Source organism: Citrobacter sp. wls613, from assembly GCF_005281195.1.
Taxonomy (GTDB): Bacteria; Pseudomonadota; Gammaproteobacteria; order Enterobacterales; family Enterobacteriaceae; genus Citrobacter; species Citrobacter gillenii.
Genome location: NZ_SZXN01000075.1, coordinates 27,982 through 32,447 on the forward strand (window position 1 = coordinate 27,982; position 4,466 = coordinate 32,447).

The window sequence follows — 4,466 nt, forward strand, 5'->3', positions numbered from 1 at the left end:
CCTACCGACGATGTCACGGCCCAAATTCGCTGTCGGCGATGCTGTTTGGCGAACCCTGTCGCCATATGCGCAATGCCCTGCTCATTACATCCCTGCATCACCTTCAGATGCCCGGCATCCTGCTCCAGCGCCTGGCCGATTCCAAGCACATTACCGTGACCAAAGATGGTCGCCACGCCCTCCACGAAGGGCGTTTCATGTCCATCAACGCTGACATATTGTTGATTGAGGAATTTGACCAGCGCCTGGGCCATGGTCATACGTTCGGTTTGCATAACACCTCCTGTCAGCCCAGCGTCGGCATGGAGAACGCCGCGCCCGTGTCCTGCTGCATTTCCGGCCAGCGTGCGGTGACGGTTTTCATTCGGGTGTAGAAACGCACGCCGTCGTTACCGTGAACGTTAAGCGCGCCAAAGATAGAACGTTTCCAGCCGCCAAAGCTGTGGAACGCCATCGGCACCGGGATCGGGACATTCACCCCAACCATCCCGGCCTGAACCTCTTCGCAGAAACGACGCGCGCAGCCGCCGTCACGGGTGAAGATAGCCGTGCCATTACCATATTCATGACGGTTAATCAGATCCACCGCGCTGGCGTAATCTGCTACCCGCACCACAGAAAGTACCGGTCCAAAAATCTCTTCTTTATAGATGGTCATCTCTGGCGTGACCTTGTCGAACAACGTCGGCCCGACAAAGTAGCCCTGCTCATGACCTTTGACGCTAAAGCCACGACCGTCAACGCGCAAACGGGCACCCTGAGATTCACCGCTATCAATATAGCCGAGTACTTTGCTGCGGTGCGCCGAAGAGATCAGCGGCCCCATTTCATTTTCCGGCGTCTGGTCGAGGCCCGGCCCGACGCGCAGCGCCGCAATCTGTTGTTCCAGTCGGGTACAGAGTTCATCTGCCGTTTTATCGCCAACGGCCAGCACCACGGAAAGCGCCATGCAGCGTTCGCCTGCTGCACCATAAGCTGCGCCCATAATCGCGCTGGTCGCCATCTCCATATCGGCATCCGGCATTAAAATGCAGTGGTTTTTCGCCCCGCCCAGCGCCTGACAGCGTTTACCGTGAGCCGATGCGGTTTGATAAATATATTCTGCAATCGGCGTTGAACCGACAAAGCTCACGGCCTGAACCCGCGGGTCGGTCAGCAGCACATCTACCGACACTTTATCGCCCTGAACCACGTTGAACACACCGTCCGGCAGCCCCGCCTGTTGCAGCAGTTTTGCCAGTTCGAGCACCAGAGAAGGATCTTTTTCCGACGGCTTCAGCACAAAGGTGTTGCCGGTCGCCAGCGCGATGGGGAACATCCACATCGGCACCATCGCCGGGAAGTTAAACGGCGTGATCCCTACGCACACGCCGAGCGGTTGCATCAGCGAGTGGCTGTCAACGCCCGTTCCCACGTTAGCGGAGTGCTCACCCTTTTGCAGGTGAGGAATGCCGCAGGCAAATTCCACCACTTCCAGACCTCGGGTGATTTCGCCAACGGCATCCGAGAACACTTTGCCATGCTCTTCGCTTATTAATCGGGCAAGCCGTTCCATGTTCTCTTCCAGCAAAGCCTTGAAGCGAAACATCACTCGCGCACGCTTAAGCGGAGAATGCCGCGCCCATGCCGGAAAGGCGTCATGCGCCGCCGCAACGGCCTGCTCGGTTTCCTGTGCCGTACTCATCACCACCTGGCGGATTTGTTCACCGGTGGCGGGGTTGAAGATTGCCTGCACACGCTGGCCTGAACCGGTGACACATTCGCCGTGAATAAAATTCGCTACCGTCTCCATCCTTAACCTCTCGCTGTTGATACGTGACTGTTACCTGAACACCTGTGTCTGTGTACTATATATGAAACAAATATTCCATTTTAAGTTGAAATAAAACAAATATTGATTAATGTGATCAAGGATGGATTTTTATGTTAACGAGCAGCATTGCCAGAATAATCTGGCTATCCGTGTATTTCACGCGAAGAGAGGATTGAAGCTTTTGTTTCATTTTTAACAGCAATTGAATCATCAACATTTAAAAGACGCGGCTTTGCGTTTAGAATCATAAAACGATGTAACAGGAGGTAAAATGACGACAGCAACCAGCCTGAACGAGCTGCAGCAGCAAATCCGCGATCGCTACGATAGCCTGAGCAAGAGGCTGCAGCAGGTGTCCCGCTATGTGCTGGATAATACCAATAGCGTGGCCTTCGATACGGTTGCCGTCATTGCCGAGCGTGCCGGAGTACCGCCATCGACGCTGATCCGCTTTGCTAATGCCTTTGACTTCTCCGGTTTCAACGAAATGAAACAGCTGTTTCGTATGAACCTGGTGGAAGAGACCGCCAGCTACAGCGACCGCGCACGACTGTTTCGTGAAATGGAAAGTGAAGCGGTGCCGGAAACCCCGCTGGACATCCTGCAGGAATTTGCCCGTTCGAATGCGCAGGCCTTACAGCAGCTGGCGGCCCGCGCTGAACCCGAAATGCTGGTACGTGCAGTACAACTGTTGGCAGATGCCGACACGATTTACATCGCCGGTTTGCGCCGCTCATTTAGCGTAGCCGCCTATCTTACTTATGCCCTGAGCCATCTTGAGTGCCGCCCTATTCTGCTCGACGGGATGGGGGGAATGCTGCGCGAACAGATAAACCGCATTAAAGCGAACGATATCGTGGTGTCGATTAGCTTCTCGCCTTACGCAGAAGAGACCGTCATGGTCAGTGAAACGGCAGCGAATGCCGGTGCTCGCCAGATTGTGATTACCGACAGCCAGATCAGCCCGCTGGCAACGTTCAGCGATCTCTGCTTTGTGGTGAAAGAGGCACAGGTCGACGCCTTTCGGTCGCAGTCAGCAACCCTGTGTCTGGTGCAATCGTTAGTGGTAGCGCTGGCATACAAATTAGGTGATGGCAGCAACGAAAAAAGCCGTTCTGCTGGGTAAGTAGGCAACCAGGCCATTGAAAGGACGAACCCATCGCGACGAATGCCGGATAGCATGTTGTCCAATAAACAGGTATCTGGCACGCCGCGAGCGCAATCATCTTACGCGCAGATCTAATCCTTGCAATGCTTGCAAAGAGCGTTCGGCATAGCGTAATAGGCCAGTGCCTTATCTCTTCCATCGTTCAACATGATCCGAGTCAGACTGCGGTTCTCTCACAGGGCCGCAGAATGCGAGACCGCGCCGCTGGGTAACCAGAGCCGTTAAGCGCCTTATCCGCACGAGAAAACGACATATTCCTATATATTATAAGATTTATAATGCAAACAAATATTATTTTTCAATATGTTGCCAATGTTTGATTTTTTATGAATTTTATTTCCATGACAAACTATCCTACACTTGTTTTTACGCATATATATAGCAGGAATATCCCATGAACGAACCGCCTGGACACCATCGTTCGTTGTGCAGAAAACAGATCAGCAATATGCTTTTTCATACTTTCGGGTGATAACAATTTCGATCAGGCATTTTTTCATCATTTAAGGAGAGAAACAGGATACCAGAATTGCAACGCATGTTGCCTTGCTGGTAGTAAACGAAGCAATTGATTGATGGTGTAGAGTAAAATGAATCAAATACGAGAATCATTAAACAATGTTATATTCCCGGATAACATGCCTGACTCCTGGCCTTATCAATCCTGGTGTTCCCCGGCAGATATTGACACCGATATTACCTGGTATTCTTTTACTGAGCTTGATTTAACACTCAACGCCTGGCTAGGACAAAACGCCTTAATCCCTGTGCGAACATCTGTTTGGGGGTTTGTTTATGAGAATGAACCATTAGTCCAGATAAATATCAAAGATGATACTGCATTTATTGCAATTAACCGGAGATTCTACTCTTGGGTAATTATTGTTGCAGGAACCTACAACTTAAATATCAGCCTCGATTTATCCACGATCTTTAAGCACACGGCATTAGCAGATACGGCTCTATGTATGATTGCCAATAGAGTTGATACTCAATCAGTAGACGTCTCACTGAACACAGCAAAATCTTTTATGAACTTTGTTTTTTTTCATGAACTGGTTCATCTAATATGCAGTCATCATGCGTTTTTTCAGCACAATGGACATCAACCGTCCTACATCAGAACTATGGCATTTATTGCTGATTTTTTAGCTTTCGAAAACTCACTTATGCCTTTAAGCTGTAATGACACTACGCACAAACGAAATAGAGATCTGGAAATCGGTACCGCCCGTTGTCTTGGTTTTATAATAGCTTCCTATTTCATCATCAAAACTAAACAAATGAACACCGTAAACGTCTACCCTACGGTAAATGAAAGAACTATCTTGTTACTGAGCTATATACTATCACCCTATTTAAAAAGAGGTGAATGGGCAAACATGTTGTTGAAACATGAAGCCAGAGGAATAATGGATGCCTATACTCGACGAAGGAAATTAGGATTTAACCTAGGGAAGGTGCGAACAAGTCCCTGATATGAGA

Annotated in this window: 3 protein-coding genes and 1 pseudogene; 2 read left to right on the top strand and 2 right to left on the bottom strand. The window is 49.9% G+C overall.

Annotated elements, in window-relative coordinates:
- Together FDX01_RS23980 and FDX01_RS18470 are read right to left on the bottom strand one after the other, a co-directional pair.
- Window positions 1-275: pseudogene (locus FDX01_RS23980) on the bottom strand (thiamine pyrophosphate-binding protein); the annotation flags it as partial.
- A gap of 11 nt (window positions 276-286) precedes the next feature.
- Entirely contained in the window at window positions 287-1,792 is a 1,506-nt protein-coding gene (locus FDX01_RS18470; protein WP_137400251.1) for a CoA-acylating methylmalonate-semialdehyde dehydrogenase, read from the bottom strand.
- Window positions 1,793-2,084: 292 nt separating this feature from the next.
- Between FDX01_RS18470 and FDX01_RS18475 the strand changes: the two genes are divergently transcribed.
- Both FDX01_RS18475 and FDX01_RS18480 read left to right on the top strand, forming a co-directional pair.
- Window positions 2,085-2,939, top strand: a complete 855-nt coding sequence (locus tag FDX01_RS18475) for a MurR/RpiR family transcriptional regulator (RefSeq protein ID WP_096756047.1) — start codon at window positions 2,085-2,087, stop codon at window positions 2,937-2,939.
- Between the two features lie 632 nt (window positions 2,940-3,571).
- Entirely contained in the window at window positions 3,572-4,459 is an 888-nt protein-coding gene (locus tag FDX01_RS18480) for a hypothetical protein (protein ID WP_137400252.1), read from the top strand.
- Window positions 4,460-4,466 lie beyond the last annotated feature (7 nt).